The sequence below is a fragment of the Dyella sedimenti genome, from assembly GCF_022760995.1.
Classification (GTDB): Bacteria; Pseudomonadota; Gammaproteobacteria; order Xanthomonadales; family Rhodanobacteraceae; genus Dyella; species Dyella sedimenti.
Genome location: NZ_JAKWJO010000004.1, coordinates 246,108 through 269,809 on the forward strand (window position 1 = coordinate 246,108; position 23,702 = coordinate 269,809).

Annotated in this window: 16 protein-coding genes; 12 read left to right on the top strand and 4 right to left on the bottom strand. The window is 65.8% G+C overall.

The genetic code is table 11. The features are described 5' to 3' along the window. The first annotated feature begins 124 nt into the window (after positions 1-124). Positions 125-2,236, top strand: coding sequence for a M13 family metallopeptidase (locus MJ605_RS11295; RefSeq protein ID WP_243041615.1), 2,112 nt, complete (start codon positions 125-127; stop codon positions 2,234-2,236). A gap of 144 nt (positions 2,237-2,380) precedes the next feature. Further along, a complete protein-coding gene (locus MJ605_RS11300) occupies positions 2,381-3,622 on the top strand; it encodes a patatin-like phospholipase family protein (protein WP_243041616.1) in 1,242 nt (413 codons plus the stop codon). A gap of 6 nt (positions 3,623-3,628) precedes the next feature. On the opposite strand, the gene panE is transcribed toward MJ605_RS11300, so the two are convergent. Beyond that, the gene (panE, locus tag MJ605_RS11305; protein WP_243041617.1) at positions 3,629-4,558 is read right to left on the bottom strand and encodes a 2-dehydropantoate 2-reductase; all 930 of its coding nucleotides are present in this window, start codon (positions 4,556-4,558) and stop codon (positions 3,629-3,631) included. A 256-nt stretch (positions 4,559-4,814) separates the two neighbouring features. Between panE and MJ605_RS11310 the strand changes: the two genes are divergently transcribed. The 9 genes from MJ605_RS11310 to rapA all read left to right on the top strand — a co-directional run bounded on the left by MJ605_RS11310 (position 4,815) and on the right by rapA (position 18,983). Continuing rightward, on the top strand, positions 4,815-7,124 hold the full coding sequence (locus MJ605_RS11310) for a catecholate siderophore receptor Fiu (protein ID WP_243041618.1): 2,310 nt from the start codon (positions 4,815-4,817) through the stop codon (positions 7,122-7,124). A gap of 85 nt (positions 7,125-7,209) precedes the next feature. Next, the gene (locus MJ605_RS11315; protein ID WP_243041619.1) at positions 7,210-7,887 is read left to right on the top strand and encodes a Fe2+-dependent dioxygenase; all 678 of its coding nucleotides are present in this window, start codon (positions 7,210-7,212) and stop codon (positions 7,885-7,887) included. Between the two features lie 279 nt (positions 7,888-8,166). After that, positions 8,167-8,697, top strand: coding sequence for a type IV pilus modification protein PilV (gene pilV / locus MJ605_RS11320; RefSeq protein ID WP_243041620.1), 531 nt, complete (start codon positions 8,167-8,169; stop codon positions 8,695-8,697). After that, on the top strand, positions 8,694-10,058 hold the full coding sequence (locus MJ605_RS11325; protein ID WP_243041621.1) for a PilW family protein: 1,365 nt from the start codon (positions 8,694-8,696) through the stop codon (positions 10,056-10,058). Before pilV ends, MJ605_RS11325 begins: the two co-directional genes overlap by 4 nt. A 94-nt stretch (positions 10,059-10,152) precedes the next feature. Then, complete coding sequence (locus tag MJ605_RS11330) at positions 10,153-10,821, top strand: pilus assembly PilX family protein (protein ID WP_243041622.1); 669 nt, start codon at positions 10,153-10,155, stop codon at positions 10,819-10,821. Between the two features lie 17 nt (positions 10,822-10,838). After that, entirely contained in the window at positions 10,839-14,978 is a 4,140-nt protein-coding gene (locus tag MJ605_RS11335; RefSeq protein ID WP_243041623.1) for a pilus assembly protein, read from the top strand. 20 nt (positions 14,979-14,998) lie between these two features. Then, a complete protein-coding gene (locus tag MJ605_RS11345) occupies positions 14,999-15,415 on the top strand; it encodes a type IV pilin protein (protein WP_279237538.1) in 417 nt (138 codons plus the stop codon). Positions 15,416-15,419: 4 nt separating this feature from the next. Next, entirely contained in the window at positions 15,420-16,019 is a 600-nt protein-coding gene (locus MJ605_RS11350) for a GspH/FimT family pseudopilin (protein ID WP_243041624.1), read from the top strand. Positions 16,020-16,142: 123 nt separating this feature from the next. Next, positions 16,143-18,983, top strand: a complete 2,841-nt coding sequence (gene rapA / locus MJ605_RS11355; protein WP_243041625.1) for an RNA polymerase-associated protein RapA — start codon at positions 16,143-16,145, stop codon at positions 18,981-18,983. A 63-nt stretch (positions 18,984-19,046) separates the two neighbouring features. Here rapA and MJ605_RS11360 read toward each other — a convergent pair whose 3' ends face one another. Both MJ605_RS11360 and MJ605_RS11365 read right to left on the bottom strand, forming a co-directional pair. Beyond that, positions 19,047-20,414, bottom strand: a complete 1,368-nt coding sequence (locus tag MJ605_RS11360; protein ID WP_243041626.1) for an amino acid permease — start codon at positions 20,412-20,414, stop codon at positions 19,047-19,049. A 31-nt stretch (positions 20,415-20,445) separates the two neighbouring features. Then, positions 20,446-21,096 carry a rhomboid family intramembrane serine protease gene (locus MJ605_RS11365; protein WP_243041627.1) on the bottom strand — a complete coding sequence of 217 codons (651 nt, stop codon included), beginning with the start codon at positions 21,094-21,096 and terminating at the stop codon, positions 20,446-20,448. Between the two features lie 318 nt (positions 21,097-21,414). Here MJ605_RS11365 and MJ605_RS11370 point away from each other — a divergent pair, with 318 nt between their 5' ends. Continuing rightward, on the top strand, positions 21,415-23,058 hold the full coding sequence (locus MJ605_RS11370; RefSeq protein WP_243041628.1) for a M28 family peptidase: 1,644 nt from the start codon (positions 21,415-21,417) through the stop codon (positions 23,056-23,058). A gap of 49 nt (positions 23,059-23,107) precedes the next feature. Here the strand turns inward: MJ605_RS11370 and gloA are convergent, their stop codons facing one another. Beyond that, complete coding sequence (gene gloA / locus MJ605_RS11375) at positions 23,108-23,635, bottom strand: lactoylglutathione lyase (RefSeq protein WP_243041629.1); 528 nt, start codon at positions 23,633-23,635, stop codon at positions 23,108-23,110. Between the last annotated feature and the right edge of the window lie 67 nt (positions 23,636-23,702).

A 23,702-nucleotide genomic window follows, 5' to 3' on the forward strand; every position in this document is an offset into this window, starting at 1 on the left:
TGCACCGTGACTTGCGGCCTAGCCTGAAAAGTCAGCCGGGCGATATGGGGCGGCCACAGTGACCCATGCGATCGCCGCCATCATCGGCCGCCCCGGCGGCCATCCGAACCTCAGAGGGAAATCCATGACCAAACCGTATTTGAAGCCCATCGCACTGGCCGTCAGCCTGGCCTTGTCGCTCAGCGCCTGCGGCAAGCACGAGCAGGCCGAGCAGACCGCCCAGGCCCCCGCGCCCGCCTCCACCGTCCCGGCCGCCGCGCCCGCGCCGAAGGTGTTCGACGTGAGCGAACTGGGCGACGCGGGCCAGGTCTGCCAGGACTTCAACGGTTTCGTCAACGCCAAGTGGGTCGCCGCCAACCCGATCCCGAACGACCGCACCCGCTGGGGCGCGTTCGACAAGCTCGCCGAGGACAGCCTCAACACCCAGCACGACATCGTCGATGCGGCCGCCAAGGACGCCGCCAACGCCAAGGCCGGCTCGATCGAGCAGAAGATCGGCTACCTGTACGCCTCGGGCATGGACGAGGCGGCCATCGAGAAGGCCGGCTTCGAACCGATCAAGCCCAAGCTCGACGCCATCGCCGCGCTGAAGAACAGCAAGGACGTGGCTGACTACATCACCCAGGGCTTCGCCCAGGGCGATGCGCAGGTGTTCCAGTTCGGCGCCGGCGCCGACTTCAAGGAAGCCAAGATGCAGATCGGCTACACCTTCCAGTCGGGCCTGGGCCTGCCCACGCGCGACTACTACCTGGACGACAAGTACAAGGACATCCGCGACGCCTACGTCGACCACGTCGCCAAGGAGCTCGAGCTGACCGGCGTGTCCGAGGCCGACGCCAAGAAGCAGGCCGGCCAGGTGCTCGCCTTCGAGACCGAGCTGGCCAAGGCCTCGCTGGCCCCGGTGGAACTGCGCACCCCGGAAAACCAGTACCACTTCGTCACCGTCAAGGAAGCGGACAAGATCACCCCGCACTTCAGCTGGGAAGCCTTCTTCAAGGCCCAGGGCGTGACCGTCGACAAGGGCTTCTCGCTGTCGCAGCCGAAGTTCTTCGCCGAGTTCGACAAGCTGCTGGCCAGCGCGCCGGTCGACCAGTGGCAGGCCTACCTGCGCTACCACGTCATCAGCGATGCCTCGCCGTACCTCAGCCAGGCCTTCCAGGACAACCGGTTCGACTTCTATGGCAAGACCCTGTCCGGCCAGCCCGAGCAGAAGCCGCGCTGGAAACGCGTGCTGGGTGGCGTGAACGAGTCGATGGGCGAGGCGCTGGGCCAGCTGTACGTGGCCAAGATGTTCACCCCGGAAGCCAAGGCGCGTGCCAAGGACCTGGTGGACAACGTGCGCAACGCGCTGAAGGCGCGCATCCAGAACCTCGACTGGATGAGCGACGAGACCAAGGCCAAGGCCATCGCCAAGTGGAACACCTTCCTGCCGAAGATCGGCTACCCGGACAAGTGGCGTGACTGGTCGGGCCTGGAGATCAAGCAGGGCGACTACTACGGCAACGTCATGGCCGCGGCCAAGTTCAACTACCAGTACGACCTGGCCAAGATCGGCAAGCCGACCGACCGCCTGGAATGGGGCATGACCCCGCAGACGGTCAACGCGTACTACAACCCGACCGACAACACCATCAACTTCCCGGCCGCGATCCTGCAGCCGCCGTTCTTCTATGCCAACGGCGACGACGCGATCAACTACGGCGGCATCGGCGCGGTGATCGGCCACGAGGCCAGCCACGGCTTCGACGACGAGGGCAGCCAGTTCGACGGCGACGGCAACAACGCCAACTGGTGGACCAAGGACGACCGGACCAAGTTCGAGGCGCGCACCGACAAGCTGGTGCAGCAGTTCAACGACTACACGCCGGTCAAGGACAAGCCGGATGCGCACGTCAACGGCAAGCTGACCCTGGGCGAGAACATCGCCGACCTGGGCGGCCTGAACGTGGCCTACGACGCCCTGCAGGAAGCGTTGAAGAAGAACCCGCAGGAAGCCGGCGAGAAGATCGACGGCTATACCGAGGACCAGCGCTTCTTCCTCAACTGGGCACGCGTGTGGCGCGGCAACATCCGCGAGAAGGAGGCGCTGCTGCGCCTGAACACCGACCCGCACGCCCCTGCCTCGCTGCGCGCCATCGGCGCACCGTCCAACATGGAGGCGTTCGCCACCGCGTTCCAGTGCAAGCCCACCGACCCGATGGTCCGTTCGGGCGACAAGCAGGTGAAGATCTGGTAAGCCGCCGCCGGTCCGCGTGACCGGCATAAAGGCGCCGCGCGCAAGCGCGGCGCCTTTTGCTTTTCGCTGATCCGCACACGGTCGATACACGCGCGGCATGGCCCAATCCGCGCCTTGGATCCACGCTCCCGGGGGGAGAGAACGATGCGCCGAACCGCGCTCCTGTTGCTGGTCCTCGCAATGCTCGCCGGCTGCGGCACCACGGCCCGCCGCCCGGCCCCGCCACGGCTGATCTCCGGCGCGGTGCCGGAAGGCTATACCGCCAAGGTCCGCCTGCTGGCCGCGGACATGGAGCAGTTCGCCAAGCGCTCGCCGGAATTCTTCCAGGGCATCCGCGACTCGGCCTCCGACGGCACCATCGACATCCTCGCGCTCTCCGGCGGCGGCGCCAGCGGAGCGTTCGGCATCGGCGCGCTGACCGGGCTCAGCCGCGCCCACCAGCGTCCCCAGTACGAGTTGGTGACCGGCGTGAGCGTGGGCGGGCTACTGGCACCGTTCGCCTACCTGGGACCGGACTGGGACGACGCCATGGTGCGGGCCTTCGGCGGCGACCATACCGCGCACCTGCTGGGCTCGCCCGCCCGCACTTTGCTGGCGCGCCTGGTGTTTCCGCTGGGTAACCGGCATGGCGCCTTGTTCCGCCTGGTCGACGGCTTCGTGACGCCCACGATGATCGAGGCGGTGGCGCGCGAGAACGCCAAGGGGCGCCGGCTGGTGATCGCCACCACCGACCTGGACAAGGACGAGACGGTGCTGTGGGACATGGGCGCCATCGCCGCACGCGGCGGCGAGACCGCGCGCGAAACCTTCCGCGACGTGCTGATCGCCTCGGCCAGCGTGCCGGGCATGTTCCCGCCGGTGCTGATGCACGTGCAGGACGGCGAGCACCATTACGACGAGATGCACGTCGACGGCAGCGTCACCGCGCCGGTGTTCGCCGCGCCGCTGATCGCCGAGCTGCATCCCGAGTCGTTGTCGATGCTGCGCGGCGCCCACCTTTACATGATCGTCAACGGCCAGGTCCACCGCTTTCCCCGGACCACGCCGGTGCAGACGTTGCCCGTGCTCACCGCCAGCTTTGCCGCCGGGCTCACCTACAAGACCCGCGAGGCGATCACCGAGACCATCGCGCTCAGCCGGCAGCTGGACATCCGTTTCGTGATGACCTCGATTCCCGTGGACTACCCGCAGAACAGCTTCGTCGACTTCGATCCGAGAAGCACGCTTGCCCTGTACAACTACGCCGAGTCCTGCGCCGAACAGGGCAAGCTGTGGGTCACCCCGGAACAGGGCCTGCGACGCAACCTGACGGCACACAGCACGCCGCCCTCCGGGCCGCCATCCTGCCCCACCGAGGACCCCGCCATCGTGCCGCGCAAACCTTGAGAGGGCTCAGCCGCCTCGCGCGCGCCGCACCTCGTAAGCCTTGAGGTGGGCATAGGCGGTGCGCAGCATCGCCAGGCTTTCCGCCTCGCCGCCGGCACGCGCCAGCAGGTCGCCCACCACATGGTCGGCCTCGATGGCCCCGCCCTGCTCGAGGTCGCGCATCATCGATGCGCTGAGCGACGAGCCGGCCTCGGTCAGCACGCCGCGCGCCCGCGCCAGCACGGCGTCCGCGGGGGCATGGCCCTGAAGCGCGGCCACGCGACGGCAATCGTCCAGCAGTTGCAGCGTGGCCGCCTCGCCACCCGGCGCCGCCATGATGTCGCCGACCGGCGCGCGCATCAGGCAGGTGATACCGGCCAGCGAGGCCAGGAATACCCACTTGTCCCACATGTCCTGCACGATGGTGGTGCTCAGCCGCGCATCGAAGCGTGCCGTCGACATCGCCGCCAGCACGCGCTCCACGCGCGGCGAACGGCTGCCGTCGCGCTCACCGAAGGTCAGGCCGTGCGACTGGTTGAGATGGCGGACCTCGCCCTGGGCATCCAGCGTGGCGGCGATCACGCATTGGCCGCCAAGCACCCGGTCAGCGCCGAAGCGGGCGTCCAGCAGGTCCAGGTGGCGCATGCCATTGAGCAGCGGCAGCACCATCGTCTGCGGTCCCACCGCCGAGGCCATGTCCTCGATCACCTGCGGCAGGTGATAGGCCTTGCAGCTCAGCAGCACCAGGTCGAATGACCCGCGCAGCGCATCGGCCTGCACCGTGGGCGGAGCGGGCAACTCGGCGTCGCCCAGGGCACTGCGGATCACCAGGCCGTGCTGCGCCAACTGGGCCGCACGCGTCGCCCGCACCAGGAAAGTGACGTCACTGCCACTCTCCAGCAGGCGGCCGCCGAAATACCCCCCGGTCGCCCCCGCACCCACCACCAGAATCCGCATGTTCCGTTCTCCAAGCCTGCCTGGCTGCCCAGGCTAACCCAATCGCGCGGCCTTGCCCTCCCCGAGCCGGGTCGCACTTGCCTGACGATAAATATTGCAAATCATTCTCATTAAAAATAACATTCATTGAACCAACGGCCGCCGCCCCCGACGGGCCAGCCGTCCGCATCACCCAACGATCCGCCAACGCCATCGTCCATGCCGCTTGCCCGGCATGGCGCCGTATCGGCCCCATCTACCTGACGACCATCTATCCATGGCCCATATCAAAAGTCGCAAGCACCCGGTCACCCGCAGCGCACTGAGCGCCGCCACCCTGATGACGGGGCTGGCCATGACGCAGCCCGCGCTGTCCGCCGACACCCCCACGGACGCCGTCACGCCCACCACGACCAAGAACCTGCCCGGCGTGCAGGTCGAGGCCGACACCGTCAGCGACTACAAGATCGATAAGATCGCCTCGCCCAAGTTCACCCAGCCCATCCTGGACACCACGCAGACCGTCACCGTGATCGGCAAGGACCTGTTCCTCGAACAGGGCGCCACCACGCTGACCGACGCCCTGCGCAACAGCCCCGGCGTGGGTACCTTCTACGTGGGCGAGAACGGCAGCACCTCCACCGGCGACGCGGTGTACATGCGCGGCTTCGACACGTCCAACAGCATCTTCGTCGATGGCGTGCGCGACCTGGGCAGCATCTCGCGCGACATCTTCAACACCGAGCAGGTGGAAGTGATCAAGGGCCCGGCCAGCACCGACAACGGCCGTACCGCGCCGACCGGCGCGATCAACATGGTCAGCAAGCAGCCGGAACTGAACAACGGCGTGACCGCCTCGTTCTCCTACGGCAGCGCCGACCAGCGCCGCACCACCGCCGACTGGAACCAGACCATCGGCGGCACCTCGGCCTTCCGCCTCAACGTGATGGGCCAGGACAGCGGCGTACCCGGCCGCGACCAGGTGGAGAACAACCGCTGGGGCGTGGCGCCCAGCCTGGCCTTCGGCCTGGGCACCGCCACCCGCGTCTATGTCGACTACTTGCACGTGAAGCAGGACAACGTGCCCGATGGCGGCGTGCCCACCATCGGCCTGCCCGGCTACAGCAGCCCGGACCCGGCGCGCCCGTTCCTCAACAATGCACCGGAAGTGGATTCCTCCAACTTCTACGGCACCACCGCCGACCATGACCACGTCAAGGCCGACATGTTCACCGTGCGCCTTGAGCATGACTTCAGCGACAACCTGGCGCTGCACAATACGCTGCGCTGGGGCCGCACCGCGGAGGATTACCTGCTGACCTCGTTCATGGGCAGCGCGGCGAACCTGCTCACGCCGGACCCGAGCGACCCGTCGACCTGGACCATCGCGCGCAGCAACCCGACCTTCAAGCACCAGGTCAACCGCATCATCACCGACCAGGCCAACCTCACCGCCAATTTCGACACCGGCGCGATCACCCACAACCTCAGCACCGGCATCGAGCTGACCCAGGAAAAGGCCACCACGGCCGGCATCGCCGCGCTCAACGGTTCCGCCTGGCCCGCCGCCAACCTGTACGATCCCAACTGGGACGTCACCGGCCTTATCTATGGCCCGACCGGCGCCTACAGCAACGCCAAGACCAACACCGCCTCCGCCTACGTGTTCGACACGCTGAAGTTCGCCGAGCGCTGGCAGGTGAATGCCGGCTTCCGCCTCGACCACTACGACACCGATTACTACAGCAGCGTGCAGTGCGGCGCGCGAGGCAACCCGGTGTGCGGCAGCCTGCCCAACGGCAGCATCGTGCCAGGCGTCGCCGCCAAGACGGGCGACAACCTGGCCAACTGGAAGCTCGGCGTGCTGTACAAGCTGGCGCCCAATGGCACCCTCTACGCCAACTACGCGGTATCGGCCGAGCCGCCGGGCGGCAGCACGCTCGCCCTGAGCAGTTCCACCAACAGCCTGGACAACCCCGACCTGGAGCCGGAACGCGCCCGCACCTACGAAGTGGGCACCAAGTGGGAGCTGAGCGATGGCCGCCTGCTGCTGACCGGCGCGCTGTACCAGACCACGGTGACCAACGACCTCGTGCAGGACCCGGTCACCCAGCTCTACTACCAGATCGGCAAGAAGCGCGTGCAGGGCGTGGAGCTCAGCGCCGTGGGCAAGATCACCGACAACTGGGCGGTGAGCGCCGGCTTCACCACCATGAACGCCAGCGTGGTCACCGGCACCGCGGTCTCCGAGGACGGATCCTCCGACCTGGCCTACACACCCAAGAAAGCCTTCACCAGTTGGACCAGCTACCTGTTGCCCTTCGGCCTGACCATCGGCGGCGGCGCGCGCTACAACGGCGAAATGAAGCGCGGCACCGACGGCGCCATCGGCACCCCGGCCTACACCGAGGCCTACTGGGTGTTCGACGCCATGGCCTCGTACCCGATCAACAAGCACTTCGACCTGCGCCTGAACGTCTACAACCTGTTCGACAAGGACTACGTCGCCGCCATCAACAAGAGCGGCTACCGCTACACTCCGGGCACACCACGCTCGGCCATGATTACGGCGAACATCCGCTTCTGACCGCACGACGACGTCACCCCGGCCTGCCGGGGTGACGGCCTCGCCAGGACGACGACGAGGCCGCGATCCACCGGAGGGAATCACCATGCTGCTGCATATCCCCAACATCCTCGATCGTGCACAGGTCGCGCGCTTCCGCCAGGCACTGGACCAGGCCGGCTGGACCGACGGCCGCGAGACCGTCGGCCCGCAGGGCGCCAAGGTCAAGCGCAACCTGCAATTGCCCGACGCCTCGCCGCTGCGCGAGGAACTGGGACGCGAGATCCTGCAGGCGCTCGCCCGACACCCGCTCTACCACGCCGCCACCCTGCCGCTGCGCACCCTCCTGCCGCGCTTCAACCGCTACGAAGGCGGCGGCCAGTACGGCTTCCATGTCGACGGCGCCGTGATGGCGCTGCCCGATGGCAGCCAGTTGCGCAGCGACGTCTCGTGCACCCTGTTCCTCGCCGAACCGGAGGAATACGACGGCGGCGAACTGATCGTCAGCGACACCTACGGCGAGCACGAAGTGAAGCTGCCCGCCGGCGACATCATCGTCTATCCCTCGAGCAGCCTGCACCGCGTCGCCCCGGTCACCCGCGGCGCCCGCATCGCCGCTTTCTTCTGGGTGCAGAGCCTGATCCGCGACGACACCAGGCGCCGCCTGCTGCTCGAGATGGACACCGCCATCCAGACCCTGACCCACTCCAACGCCGACGCGCAAGCCGTACTGCAACTGACCGGCGTGTACCACAACCTGCTGAGGCAGTGGGCGGAGAGTTGATCGCTACCGATGCTATCGGCACGGTCAGCCGCAAGAATTATCGACATTGACCGCGATAAATTGCGATTCATTCTTTGAACTCAATCACTTGTCCGCGATGGAAGGCAGTTTTTCTCCGATAAGCGGCAGTCGAAATCCTACGTAGTCCGATAGACAATTTTCCCAACGCTTCCCTTCGACGGGAGCGTGATGTCCATGGCGTAATCGCACGACACGTGTCACGCCAGAGCATGACTGAAGGCCTTCGATACAGGGCATTGGGGATACGGGGGAAATACGATGCAAGTGAAATCGCGTCAGCGAGGCCTCTCGCTGATCGAAGTCCTGGTAGCGGTGCTGATTTTCAGCATAGGCCTGGTTGGGATGGCAGGACTGTTGTTGATGGCCACCCGTTCCAACCAGGCCGCCTACATCCGTACCCAGGTCACCTTCCTAGCCCAGAACATGGCCGACCGCATGCATGCCAATCCCGTAGGCGTGTGGCATGGCAAGTACAACGTGTCGTTCCCTAATACGACCACCCAAACGTGCGACAAGACAACCGGCTGCACGCCCGACCAGTTGGCAAACTATGACATTCAGGTCTGGAATAGCCAACTGGCTTCCTTCCTGCCCGCATCGACAGCCTCCATCAATTGCGACCAGACCGGCGCCGGATTCACGCCATCGTTGGACCAGCAGTCGATGGGTCCTCCCTATGGCGGCAATTGTCATATGACCGTCTCCTGGTCGGAGCACCAGACGGGGGACTCGAACAACGTCGGCGATGGGAATGCCGCGCAGACCTTTACCTGGGATTTCCAGCCATGAGCCATCGACGCCAATTCGGCTTCTCGCTGATCGAACTCATGATCGCCATGGTGCTCGGCGTACTTGTCGCTGCCGGTATCGTTTCGATCTTTCTCTCTACCTCATCCAGTAACCGCGCCCAGACCCAATTGGCGCGTCTGCAGGAAGAGGGCCGTTTCGCCATCACGCGCATCAGCAGCGATCTCGCTGCGGCGAACAGCCAGTACTGCACCAATACGGGCGGTAATGCCCACCTGGGTACCGGGGGCGTCTACATCGATGGGCTGCGCGCGCCGACGATCTATGCCGTCGGCAAGCTGATGAATGCGATGTATGACCTCACCACGCCCTGGGGAGCATCGGCCGGCGGCACCTATCCCTCCGAGCCAACCACCGCCTATTCGCTACCCTCTTTCCTTTCCATGCGCGGCTATGACTGCACGACCACCGCCTGTACGCCGGTCGATCCCTCATATGTGGGCATACCGGCGCAGGGCACCACCGCAGGCAAGCGTGTACTCGGTTCATCGGTCATCACACTGCGTTATCTGAAGCCCGGCAGTGGCTGGACCATTTATCCCAGCGGCAGTGCCTCCGGAAGCACCCTGACCACCAACGCGGCCGACAGTTCGCTCGCGCAGATTAATCTGGCCCCCACCAGTACCGAGCCACCAGTAACGAACTTTCAACCTGGCGACCTGGCCCTTCTGGCCAACTGCTCCAGCGCCCAGGTATTCGCCATCACAGGACAAGGCAGCGGCACGCTTGTTCCCATGGGCGTTGGCACCACTGCCGGCTACAACTTCGCCCTGCCGACCGGCCAGCAAGGAACGGCGGCCCCAATGCTGTTCGACCTCAACCGTGACTACCAGACGGTTACCTACTACCTGGAGGTCGTTCCCAGCGGCGATGGCATCACCACGACAGGCGCACTCATGCGCCGCGTCAACGGCAACAATGCGAGTGAAGGCGGCCGTGAGGACGAACTGGTGCGTGGCATCGAGCGCCTCGATTTCAAGTATGGCGTCGAATATCCGGACGGCACCACCCGCTTCCTTTCCGCCGCCGATGTGGACGCCAGCACCAGCGGCACGCCCGGCTGCACTTCGCAGGTACCCAACCCTGCGGACACCATTGACAAAGGATGCCTCTGGCGCGCGGTGAAAAGCATAGAAGTGGACCTTCTCATGGATGGCCAGGTACCTCTCTATACCCTCACCCCTGGCGAGCTGGAATACACCTATGCCACCGACGGATTGACTACGCCAAGCGCCCCTGGTGACGCCGCTCGAAAGGTCACACCTGCGCAGCAGGGTTTCGTCAACCCGCTGTTGCGCCGCGAATTCACGGCTCTCGTCTCGCTACGCAATTTCAATCCTTGATGCATTCCCAACCCACGCATGCCCGGCATGGACTTGCGCGGAGTTCGATGAATTTCAACCCGATGTCGCCATGGAGCGCATAGCGGAGTTCAATATGATCCACGCACCCCGAGCCATACCGTCGAAGGCGCCACGCACCGAAAAAGGCGCCGTGTTGGTCGTGGCCCTGATCTTTCTGCTGTTGCTCACCATTCTTTCCGTGGCGGCATCGAGTCGCTCCCTATTGCAGGAACGCATGGCGGGGGGCCTGCGCAACGCCCAGCAGGCACAGATGAGCGCCGAGAACGCACTGCGCGGCGCCGAATGGAAGCTGTGGAAGAGCACCAGCCAAGTGGGAGGCCACCTGGACTGCCAAAGCGGCGCCATTTCCAGCGACGACGGCTGCGTGGTCTACAACCCCTCGGACACCAATCTTTATGGAGCCGCCGGTCTAGTGACCAAGTTCCGCTCCCAACAGAGTTGGCTTAACGGTACCGGCATGGTCTACAAGGGACCGGGCGGCTCCATGGACTACACGTCCAGCAGCACGATGGGCACCGTGGGCCAATTGGCGCAGAACCCTCTCTACCTTATCGAGGACATGGGGCCTGAACTACCTCCCGGGTCGGGCGTACAACACGAATCCGGTGATACAGGACCCAACAATAACGGTCCTGGCCAAGTCAACACTCATATCTACCGCATCACGGCACGCGCCACAGGCGGCAACCCCGATGCCCTCCGTGTCGTGCAAAGCACCTTCGACGCCCAGGCAACCAATTGAGCCGGAGCCACCCACCCATGCTGACCCGCCCTCATTCCCGTGGCTTTGGCCTCGGCGTTGCAGCCCTATTGCTGACCCTGGCGGGAGGCCTTATGGCACCGCTGGCACCGACCGCGTACGCGGCGACTACGACGACCGGCACGGTGGACCTCAGCCCGACGCCGCCCAACGAAACCCAGGCCGTTCCCCCGAATATTGCCGTCACTTTCGACGATTCGGGCTCCATGGCATGGGACTACATGAGCGACAATCCGCCATTCAATTACAGCTATACGACGAGCAACAACCATGGCGGAACGACCACTAAGGCGGAAACGTGGGGCAACGGCCCGTGGTATTGCGCGGGAGTGATCGATCCGACCGCCACGACGGGTATCGGCACGCACGTGATGAATGGCGTGTACTACAACCCTAACATCTACTACCAACCACCCATCAACTCCGATGGCACAAGCTTTCCGCAAGCCGACGCCACATTGGCAGCGGTGGATAATGATGGCGTGACCGCGCACCGGCCGCTCAACCCACAATCATCGGGCAGCAGTTCATTCCTCAACGGCACCTCGGGTTCGGGTACCCACAAGACCACTACCTACTGGAACTGTCCTTATGATGGAGGCGGCTCGGCAGGCGGCGGCCACTCTTCCAGTCCGGTATCAGGAGCCGGAGGCGGGCCGTATTACTACAAATACACCGGCCCAACCCTGGCCGTGAACAGTTACGGCATTCCAACTTCAGCAGCGTTGGCCAACCTATACAACGCCAATAACTGGACCGCCGTGCAAGTCACCAATGCCGCATTGGTCATCAACGGCACCACGATTACCGACGCCAGTGGCACCACGGTGAGCCAATATCAGAACTGGGCCAACTGGTGGGCGTATTACCACACCCGAAACCTTATGGCGCGAACCTCGCTTTCACGCGTATTTGGCAACAGCAGCCTGGCAAGCACGACTTCAAGTGGCGGATTCGGCAGCTCCATCCGTGTTGCATGGCAAAACCTCAACGACAGTTCCTACATGCTCACCGGCGATGCCGCCGCCATCCCTTGCACGCCGAGCAGGTTTGGAGGCTGCTCCGGTGGCTCCCCTGCCGTGCTGGGCGCCATCATCAGTGACCTGGTCGACTCGTCCAATTGCAGCGCGTCCCAAAAGCAAAGCGCCGATCCCCTCTCGACACAACAGCAAGGCCCGGTAAAGACCCCGCCGGACTGCTATCGCAGCGCGTTCTTCAACTGGATCTTCCAGGTGGGCGCCAACGGCGGCACGCCTACCCGCAGCGCCCTCGACAGGGCAGGCACATTCTTCATGCGTGGCCAAAACAATACCGGAGGCACGGGAAATCTCGAGGACCCCTACTGGCAGCCGCCGGTCAGCGGCACCGGCGATGGCAATGAGCTGAGCTGCCGGCAGAACTTCCATATGCTGGTGACGGATGGCTTGTGGAACGGCAATGGCGATGGCCCGAAATCCGCCAGCCTCACTCTTCCCAGCAACGTGAGCCGCCTGCCCGACAACGTCTCGTTCCCAGGCACCTCGAGCGCGGGCGTCACTTCCATCTACGCCCCTGTCCACGACAACGGCGATTCGGGCTACGCCTCGCTGTCGGATCTCGCCTTCCATTATTGGGCGACCGACCTGCGCCCCGACCTTTACAAGCCAGAAGCGGGCGAATTCGTCGCCCCCTATCTGCCTGATACCAGCACCAGCGTGTTCAATCTCAGCACGCTGTCGGGCTCGAACGTCGCAAGCACCAATATCAACCAGGAAATCTATTTCAATCCTGCCAACGATCCGGCGACCTGGCCGCATATGTCCGAATACCTGATCGGTCTGGGCGTCAGCGGCGTGCTCAATATCTCCACGAACACGGATTGCACGAGCACCGCGGGCTCCGATACGGATGCCTGCAACCTGAGAAAGGGCACCACCAATTCCAGCGGAAGCACCGGGTGGCCGTTGCCCAACGGCTCGGGCAATGGCATCGCAGCGAACATCGACGATACCTGGCATGCGGCGCTCGCCGGTCGCGGCCAGTTCTTCAGTGCCGGCAACCCCCAGGACCTGGTCGATCAATTGACCAATGTGCTCAGCAAGATCACGGCGCGCATAGCGCAGCCGACGGTCAGTGCGGTCAATGCGAGCGTGCTGACGCTCGGCGCGCTGACATTCAACACAGGTTACAGCTCGATCGACTGGAGCGGCGTATTGCAGGCGGTGACGCTCAATACAGATGGCACGGCCGGAGCGACGCTCTGGGATGCCGGCGCGGTCTTGAACGACGCGACCGCGACATCGCCGACAAACCGGCAGATCCTCACGGCAAGCATGAACAGCTCGGGCGCCATCGTCGGCATGGCGTTCGACAGCAACGCTGCGTTCGATAGCACCGAGGTATCGGGACTGAACGCACCTACCGCCACCGACACCAACGACACCCTGATCAACCGGGTAAACTACCTGCGCGGTGACCGTACCGAGGAAACCGCCGGCGTCATGCGCGTACGCAACAATCTGCTGGGTGCGATCATCAATGCCCAACCGGTCTACGTAAGCTATCCGAGCAGTGGCTACACCAACAGCTGGCCGGCCGGCGCACCGGAGGCAGGCACCTCGGCACAGACCTACGACGACTTCATCACCGCCAATGCCAATCGCCCAGGCACCCTCTATATGGCAGCCAATGACGGCATGCTTCATGCCTTCAATGCCTCGACGACCTGCACCAACACGAACGCCAACGACCTGTGCGGAAAGGAACGCTGGGCCTACGTTCCACGCGCGGTCTATGCCAACCTTGGCAATCTCACCAGCAAGTCGAGCTTCAAGTTCGCCCCGACGGTCGACAGCACACCGGTCGTTCGCGACGTGTTCTTTACCGACAACAAGTGGCACACCATCCTGGTGGGCGGCCTGCGCCTAGGCGGCCGCGGCATCTACGCCCTTGACGTTACCGACCCGACCGCCGTTACCGAAACAGCCACCACGAAGGTGCTTTGGGAATTCGATGCGGACGAGGCCGCTACCACGGCCGGCAATCCGGCGAACCTTGGGTTCACCTATGGCCAGCCGAACATCGGCCGCCTTGCCAATGGCAAGTGGGTGGTATTGGTTCCAGGCGGCTATTTTCCGGACTGCAGCCAGCCCGACATGCCTGCCAACTGCAAAGTTATCGCGGCTGCATCCAATGGATATAGCTCGCTTTTCGTGCTGGATGCCCAGACCGGCGCCATCATCCAGGAACTGAAAACCCCGACCAATATTACCGGCGTCAGCAGCTACGGCCTCTCCTCGCCCGTCCTCGGCGATTACAACAATGACCAGATCGATGACGTCGCCTATGCGGGCGACCTGGCAGGCAACCTATGGCGCTTCGACCTGAGCGACCCGACTCCAGCCAACTGGAGCGTGGCCTTGGCCTATAAGCCACAGACGCAAGGAGCCCAGCCGATTACCGTGATGCCCCGACTTTTCCCTGACCCCGCCACCAATCGCTTCATGGTGGTGTTCGGCACGGGCAAATACCTGGGCGCCGTGGACAACACCAGTAACAGTGCCGCGGTCCAGTCGGTCTACGGCATCCGCGACACCCTGGATTCGGACGGCAACCCGATCACCATCACCCATGCGACGCTGCAAGCGCAAACGCTGACAGAAACGACTATTACCGACACGGCGGATCCCAACTATGGCGCGACCGTGCGAAGCCTCACCTCCAACACGCTCAGCGCGAGCCAGGGTGGCTGGTATTTCGATCTCCAGACCTCGAACGGCTCGAATGTCACCGATGCGGGCGAACGCGTGGTCGTGACGCCCGGTGCGGTATTCAATACCAATACGGCAGTCATCAGCACGCTCATTCCCGGCAGCAGCGACCCATGCAATCCCGCCGTGCTGGGCGCCGTCATGCTGGTCGACGCCACCAGCGGCGGCGCCGGCATGGGTGTGTCGTCGCTGGGCGGCATTCCCTATGTGGGCGCGCGCGTCAACAATGTTCGGACCAGCGGTACCGTTCCGGTAACGACCACGGTAGGCGGCGGCAAGACCCTGTTCCCCGGACTCACGCTGACAGGCAAGGCCAACAACGCCACCCAGCCCTTATCGGGCGATGCGCCGTTGTGGCGCCGCCGCTCCTGGAGCATCCTGAACCCATGACCGCGAAAAGGTGCCATACCATGAGCCGAGTCCGAGGCTTCACCTTGATCGAACTGATGGTTACGGTGGCGATCGTGGCGATACTCGCCGCCATTGCCGTGCCCTCCTACACCCGCTACGCCTATCGCGCCAGGCGTTCGGAAGGCCAGCAATTGCTGCAGAACATCGCGATGGCGGAAGAGCGCTTCTACTCGACCAACAATCGCTATGGCTCGCTGGCCGAGGTCGGCTTCAACAACACGGCATCGCCCAACGGCTATTACCTTGCGGACATCCCTGCGAGCGCATCAACCTCAAGCCAGTCGTTCACCGTGGAAGCCGTTCCGCAAGGAGTGCAGGCGAGCGATGCCTGCCAGACGCTGACTCTCAATGCCGCAGGCAAGAAAATGCCGGACCCGAGCGACTCGGCCAGCAATTCCAACGGCTCATGCTGGTGATCCCATGAACCGGATATCGCACAAACCAAGAGGTTTCACGCTGATCGAGCTGATGGTCACGCTGGCAGTGGTTGCGGTGCTCGCCATCATCGCCGTCCCCAATTTCCGGGATGCCATTCATCGCAGTGCAGTAAGCAGCGCAAGCAATGCGCTTTTGGCCGATCTCAGCTATGCGCGCACCGAAGCGGTGAACCGCGGCCAGGCGGTTTCCGTCTGTCCCAGCACGGACGGCACCAGCTGCAATGCCGGCACGGCATTCGATACGGGCTGGATCATTTATGCCTATACCCCCGGCAATGCGAAACCCAATACGGCCTACGATGCCGCGGATGGCACCAACCTATTGCTGCGCTATACCCAACAACGGCAGGGCGTTTCGATACAGGCGGGTACGGGCGGCCTGATTCTCAGCTTCGATGCCCAAGGGCAGCAGATGCCCAGCGCCAGCGCTACCGCACAGAGCTTTGTCATCTGCTACCGGGACAGCGGCACGGGTGCCGGAGCGAATACCTCATCGGTGCCGGGCACCCAGCTGAATCTGAGCACCGCTGGCAGCGTCAGCACCGCGACGCTGACAGCTGGAGCGACCTGCACGCCGGGTTGAGCGACATCCACCGGGCTTCTGCATCCGCCAAACGCCCTGGTGGCACGCAGAAGTCCGCGTTCTCTAGGCATCCACAACCACTGAGCGGATAATCGGCGGCCCTAGCAACTTGCGGTACCGCTGATGTTTGTCCCCGGTCAACGTTGGATCTCCACCGCCGAGCCCGAGCTCGGCCTTGGCACCGTGCTTCGCGTCGAGGGACGCGGGGTGCAGGTGCTGTTCGCCAAGGCGGGTGTGCTGCGCCCTTACGCGATCGACTCGGCCCCCCTGGTGCGGGCGGAGTTCCGTCCCGGCCAGCGCGTGGCCGGCAAGGGCATCGCCTTCCTGGTCGAGCGGGTGGAGGTGCGCGAGGACCTGCTGGTCTACCGCGGCGAGGGCCGCGAGCTGGAGGAAGGCCAGCTCGACGACGAGCAGGCCGTCAGCCAGGCCGATGACCGGCTGATCGGCGGCCGCACCGATCCCGTGCTCCATTTCGAGCAGCGCCTGGAGGGCCTGCGCCGCCGCGCCGAGGCCCGCCGCTCGCCCGCCTGGGGCCTGGGCGCGGCCCGCATCGGCCTGGTGCCGCACCAACTGCGCGTGGCCGGCATCGCCGCCTCGCGGCGCCCGCCCCGGGTACTGCTGGCGGACGAGGTGGGCCTGGGCAAGACCATCGAGGCGGGCATGATCATCGCCCGCCAGCTCGCCACCGGCCGCGCCGGGCGGGTACTGCTGCTGCTGCCGGACACCCTGGTCTACCAATGGTTCGTGGAGCTGCTGCGCCGCTTCAACCTGAGCTTCGCCATCTACGACGAGGAGCGCTGCGAGGCGCTGGAGCAGACCGGCGACGGCCGCAATCCGTTCGAGGACGAGCAGTTGGTGATCGCCGACTTCGGCTTCCTCGAGCAGTCGCCCCGGCGCGCGCAGCAACTGCTGGATGCGCGCTGGGACCTGCTGGTGGTGGACGAGGCGCATCACCTGGCCTGGACGCCGGAGGCGGCCAGCCCCCGCTATACCCTGGTGGAACAACTGGCCGCGGCCACGCCGGGCGTGATCCTGCTCACCGCCACGCCGGAGCAGTTGGGCCGCAGCGGCCACTTTGCCCGCCTGCGCCTGCTCGACCCGCAGCGCTACCACGACCTGGATGCCTACCTGGCCGAGTCGGACCGCTTCCACAATCTCTCCCGCATCGCCGACCGCCTGCTGGACGGCGAGCCGCTCGACAACGCGCAGCAGGGCGCGCTGCGCGACATCTTCACCGGCGACGACGCGCTGCAAGCCCGCCTGGCCGACACGACCAAGCCGGACAACGCGCGCGAGATCCTCGCCGCGCTGATCGACCGCCACGGCACCGGCCGCGTGATGTTCCGCAACCGTCGCGCCAGCATCGGCGGCTTTCCCAAGCGCATCCCGGTGTGGCACCTGCGGGAGGCGGACACGCTCAGCGACGATGGCCGCCAGGCCCTGCTGGCCGAATTCCACGCGGACATCCAGCAGCCGCCACCGGCGCTGGAACTCGACTACGCCAACGACCCGCGCCTGGACGCGCTGGTCGCCCTGCTGGAGGCCCATCCGCAGGACAAGTTCCTGCTGATCTGCCGCAGCCAGGCCAAGGTGCTGGCCCTGGAAGACGCCCTGCGCACCAAGAGCGGCGTGGGCGTGGCCCGCTTCCACGAGGGCCTTGGCATCGTGCAGCGCGACCGCAACGCGGCCTACTTCGCCCAGCCAGACGGCGCGCGCCTGCTGCTGTGCTCGGAGATCGGCTCGGAAGGCCGCAACTTCCAGTTCGCCCACCGGCTGGTGCTGTGGGACCTGCCGCTCGACCCGGACCTGCTGGAACAGCGCATCGGCCGCCTGGACCGCATCGGCCAGAAGCACGACATCAGCATCCACATCCTGGCCGTGGCCGACAGCGCGCAGCACGTGCTGGCCCGCTGGTATGACGAGGGCGTGGACGCGTTCCGCACCAGCCCCGCCGACGGCCGTGAGCTGCTGCGCCGCTTCGGCGAATCGCTGGCGCGGCTGGCCGAGGAGCATGCGCGCGGCGTGGACAACCGCGACCAGGAGCTGGACGTGCTGCTGGCCGAGACGCGCGGCGCGCACGAGGCAATGGCCGCCTTGATCCGCGACGGCCGCGACCACCTGCTGGAACTGGCCGCCAGCCGCGACCTGCACGCCGACGAACTGCAGCAGGCCTTCGCCCGCGAGGACCACGATCCCGGCCGCGACGCCTTTATCCAGGCCCTGCTGGAGCGCTTCGGCATCCATGCCGAGGAACTGGGCGGCAAGGTGCTGCTGCTCGACCCGCAGTACCTCTCCACCGACGCCCTGCCCGGTTTCGCCGAAGGCCCGCAGGCGGTCACCTTCGCCCGCGAGGTGGCGCTGGCCCGCGAGGAACTGCCGCTGCTGCGGCTGGACCACCCGATGGTGATGGGCGCCCTCGACCTGGCGCTGTCCAACGAGCAGGGCAATGCCGCCTTCCTGGTGGACGACGCCCTGCCGCCGCGCAGCGCCCTGCTGCAGGCGGTGTTCCTGCTCGAATGCGTAGCCGACCGCCAACTGGACGCCGAGCGCTTCCTGCCCACCCAGCCCATCGTGGTCACCATCGACACGCGCCTGAGCGAGCGCGCGGATTTCCGCCCCAGCGACATCGCCCTGCGCAAGGCCGCCGATCGCACCATCGAGGTGCCGCGCTACCGCAAGTTCCTCGCCAAGCTGGTGCCGCCGATGCTGGAAAAGGCCGAGGCCCTGGCGGGCGAGCGTGCCCAGGCCGGCATCGACGAGGCCGTGGCCCAGGCCACCGGCACGCTGGATGCGGAGCTCTCGCGCCTGCTGGCGTTGCGCGCGGTGAACCCGGCCATCAGCGAAGCCGAGATCGCCGCCGTGACCGACGAGCGCACCGCCCTGCTCAAGGCCCTGCCGGCGGCACGCCTGCGGCTGGACGCGGTGCGCTTCGTGGTGAGCCCGGACTTCCTGGCGCTGCGCTGAAGTCCTTCCGCCTCGCGCGCACGGCGCTTGGAGCCGCCGCGCGATTTGCGGCAGGGAAACCCGTCAATTCGCTACGGCCAACGCCGACTGCCGCCATCCACCCCATCGATAGGACAACGCGAGCAGCGCGATCCATGCCGCGCCCACGTACAACGCCACGCGCGTATCCGGGCTGATGCCCAGCATCACCACCACGAAGCCCAGGAAGGCCAGGCAAACGACGCCGCTCAGCGGCCACCAGCGCAGGCGGAAACCCGTGGGCGGCCTGCCTTCCCGCTGCAGGCGGCGGCGGAAGCCGTAGTGCGCCAGCAGCACCATGGTCCACGTCCACACCGTGTTGAACGACAGGATGGACATCATCACCCCGAACACCCGGGCCGGCAGCAGGTAGTTCAGCAGCACGGCGAACAGCAGTACCGCCAGCGTCCCCAGGATGGCGTGCATCGGCACGCCCTGCGCATTCACCCGGGCCAGCGCTGCCGGCGCCTGTCCCTTGTCGGCCAGGCTGTACAGCATGCGGCTGCCGCTGAAGGTCGTGCTGTTGAAGCCCGACAGCGCCGCCGTGATCACCACGAAGTTGATCACGCCCGCCGCCCGCGGAATGCCCAGCCTGGCGAAGGTGGTGACGAACGGACTGCCATGCTCGCCCAGCCCGCTCCACGGATAAATCGCCATGATGACGAACAGCGCGCCCACGTAGAAGATCAGGATACGCCATAGCACCGAATTCACCGCGCGCGGGATGGTGCGTTCCGGCTGCGCCGCCTCGCCCGCCGCGATGCCCACGGTTTCCACGCCACCGAACGAGAACACCACCACCGGCAAGGCCAGCACCATGCCGGTGAAGCCGTGCGGGAACCAGCCGCCGTGCGCCCACAGGTTCGATAGCCCGGTGGGCCGGCCGCCGTTGCCCCAGCCCAGGAAGATGATGGCCAGGCCGCCGGCGATCATCGCCAGCACGGTCAGCACCTTGACCAGGGTGAACCAGAATTCCATCTCGCCGTAGACCTTCACGTTGAGCAGGTTGAGCCCGCCGATCATCAGCACGCTGGCCAGCACCCAGATCCAGCGCGGCCAGTCGGGGAACCACTCGTGCATGTAGGCGCCCACCGCGGTGGCCTCCGCCATGCCTACGCCCACCATCAGCAGCCAGTAGTTCCAACCCGTCGCGTAGCCGGCGAAGGGGCCGAGATAACGCTGCGCGTACACGCTGAAAGAACCGGGCACCGGATCGCGCACGGTCATCTCGCCCAGCGCGCGCATGATGATGAAGATCATCGCGCCGCCGACCAGGTAGGCAAACAGCACCGACGGGCCGGCCAGCGTGATCGCATCGGCCGAGCCGAGGAACAGGCCGGCGCCGATGGCCATGCCCAGCGCCATGAAAGTGATATGGCGCGGGGTCAGCCTGCGCTGGAGATGCTGCGTCATGGCACTGCCGGAAACGAGGAGAAACGAAGGCTCAGCGCCAGAGGCGCCGCTGCGGTTTGACCGGCAGCTTGCCGCGCCAGTACTGGATCAGGATGAAGCCGCCCAGCATGCCGCCCAGGTGGGCGAAATGGGCGATGCCGGACTGCGTGCCGGTCACGCCCAGCACCAGCTCGTACAGCGCATACAGCGTGACGAACAGCCAGGCGGGGATCGGGATGGGCAGGAAGATGAGCATCATCTTCTCGTGCGGGAACAGCATGCCGAAGGCCAGCAGCACGCCGAAGATCGCGCCCGAGGCGCCCAGCGTGGGATAGAAGCCGCCGGTGAACCACTGCACCACCGCCAACTGGGCCAGGGCCGCCATCACCAGGCACACGAAGTAGTACAGCGCAAAATTGCGCGGGCCGAAGATGCGCTCGATCTGCCCGCCGAACATGAACAGCGCCAGCATGTTCGAGAACAGGTGCAGCGTGCTGCCATGCATGAAGGCGTAGGTGACCACCTGCCACGGGCGGAACCCGATCGCCACCAAGCCCTGCGAACTCTGCGCGATCTGGTCAGGCCCCCACGGCCAGAGCGCGAAGTGCATCAGCAGGGTCTCGCCCATGAACTGCTGCAACAGGAATACCGCCACGTTGGCAATCAACAAGTTACGGGTGACGACAGGCAAATCGAACGGCATCGTGCAAGCAATTCCCGGAGGCGATCCGTCCAAGCCTAACCGTACCGGACTGGCATAGCCATGCTTACGCCTGGCTTGCGGAGACCGCCGCGACATGACGGCGCCAAGGCCGCGGCACCACCATGCGGCATCCGGCGATGCCTTGCACCGGCATCGCCCGGCCGATCCGCTCGCATCCGATGCCACCGGGCATCGATCGGCGGCCCTGGCCAGGCGCCAGGTTCTTGCGAAGAAACCGCAGCGGCGCAGGCCGCCCGCCAGGTTTCCTTGCGCCGGCGACGCGCTACATTGAGCGCCTGATTCCACGACGAAACCGTCATGCGTCACCTGTGGCCGCTGCTCGCCCCGTTCCTGCTGCTCTGTGCGTGCCAGCATCACCAGGCCAGCAGCGATGCCGGTGGCGGCATCGCGGCGGCCCCCGTGTTCGGCGACCATGACTTCTCGCCGGGCATCATGGCCAGCGACGTGGCACAACACGTGAAGGCGCTGTCCTCCGACGCATTGCTGGGACGCACTACCGGCGGCGAGGCGGAGCGGCGCACCACCGATTACCTGGTCCACCAGTTCATGCGCATGGGGCTGGTTCCCGGCAACGGCGCCAACTGGCTGCAGGCCGTGCCGTACGTCGCGGCGACGGTGCAGCATCCCGAACAGGTCGCGCTGGCCATCGATGGCCGTGACGGCCACGCGGCTCTCGACTTCGGCAAGGACATGGTGGTCGGCACGCTCGACGAGGAGCCGCATGCGGCCCTCGTGGATTCACCGCTGGTCTTCGTCGGCTACGGCATCGACGCGCCAAGCGAATCCTGGAACGACTACGCCGGCCTCGACCTCCGCGGCAAGACCGTGGTCATCCTGGTCAACGACCCGGGCTGGGCCAACCAGGACCCGAAGCTGTTCAAGGGCCGCGAATACACCTACGTCGGACGCTGGACCTACAAGTTCGAGGAAGCCGCCCGCGAAGGCGCGGCAGCCGCCTTCATCGTGCACGACGCCGATGCCGCCGGTTATCCCTGGGCGGTGGTGCGGCGCCGCTGGAGCGGCACGCGCCTCGACCTGCCCAAGACCGAGGAAGGCGTGCGGCGCCTGCCCGTGGCCGGCTGGCTGACCACGGAGGCCGCGCGTCGCCTGTTCGCACAGGCCGGCGCGGATTTCGACACCCTGAAGCGGCAGGCGGCGCAACGCGGCTTCGCGGCGGTGCCGCTGCATGCCTCGCTCAGCACGGCTTTCGACAGCGCCATCGCCCGTGGCGAATCGCACAACGTAGTCGCACGCCTGGACGGCAAGACACAGGCCGGCGAGGCCATCGTCTATTCGGCGCACTGGGACCATCTCGCCCCGGGCGGCGAGCCGCGCGGCACGGTCGACAACGCCACCGGCGTGGCGGGCCTGCTGGAAATCGCCGAGGCCTTCACCCACCGTGCGCCCAAGCCGCACCGCACCGTGCTGTTCCTGGCGTCCACGCTCGATGAGTCAGGGCTGCTCGGCTCGCGCTACTACGTGGCGCACCCGGTGGTGCCGCTGACCCGCACGGTGGCCGACATCAACCTGGACATGCTGCCCATGGACGGCCCGGCCAGCGCGCTGTCGGTCATCGGCTTCGGACAATCGCAGTTGGACGACTACGTCAAGGATGCCGCGCACGTGCAGCATCGCGCCGTCATGCCGGACCTGGCCCCGGAAAAGGGCTTCTTCTTCCGCTCCGACCAGCTCAGCTTCGCCCGCGCGGGCGTGCCCGTGCTGTACGTGCGTTCCGCCGCCACCCGGGCCGACGCGGAGCCGAGCGGCGGCGATACGCCGCCGGCCAGCGACGCGTTCGATCCCCATGGCGACCTGAGCGGTGCGGTAGAGGACATCCGCGCGCTGTTCATGGTCGGCAGCCGGCTGTCGGTGGAGGACAGCTATCCGCAATGGAAGCCGGGCAGCGACTTCCACCGCCCGGACAGCATGCGGGGCCTCTGAGAGCCTGTTATCGCGAACAGGCTCTGACGATCCGCGGGCCGGACGGCGCTTATCCGACGAAGGGCGCCGGCTGCAGGATCTCGATCCAGTAGCCGTCCGGATCGAGGATGAAGGCGATGTGCTTCATGCGCCCATCGGCAAGGCGCTTCTGGAACGGCACGCCCAGCGCCTCGAAGCGCTCGCAGGCCTGGCCCACGTCGGGCACCGACACGCACAGGTGGCCGAAGCCACGCGGCTCGGCATTGCCGTGGTGGTAGTGGAAATCGGCATCCTGCTCGGTGCCGTGGTTGTGCGTCAGCTCCAGCACGCCCGGCTGGCCCAGTACCCATCGAAGGCGCTCGCCGTCGTCCTCGGGGATGGCCGCGCGGTCCGGCGCCAGCACCAGGTAGACGATGGTGAAGGCCGCCTCGTCGAAATCCTGGCGATGCACCGGGGTGAAGCCGAGCACGCGCGTGTAGAAATCCAGCGACCGGGCCAGGTCCTTCACGCGGATCATGGTGTGGTTGAACACATAGCCCCGGGTGGCGGCTTCCGGGGTGGCGACGCCTGGCATGGCGAGCAGGGGAGAAAGAGGCATACGGGGTTTCCTTGGCGATGGTCGCCAGACATGGGGGTCATCGGCCGTCAGGCAACCCTGGCGGTTG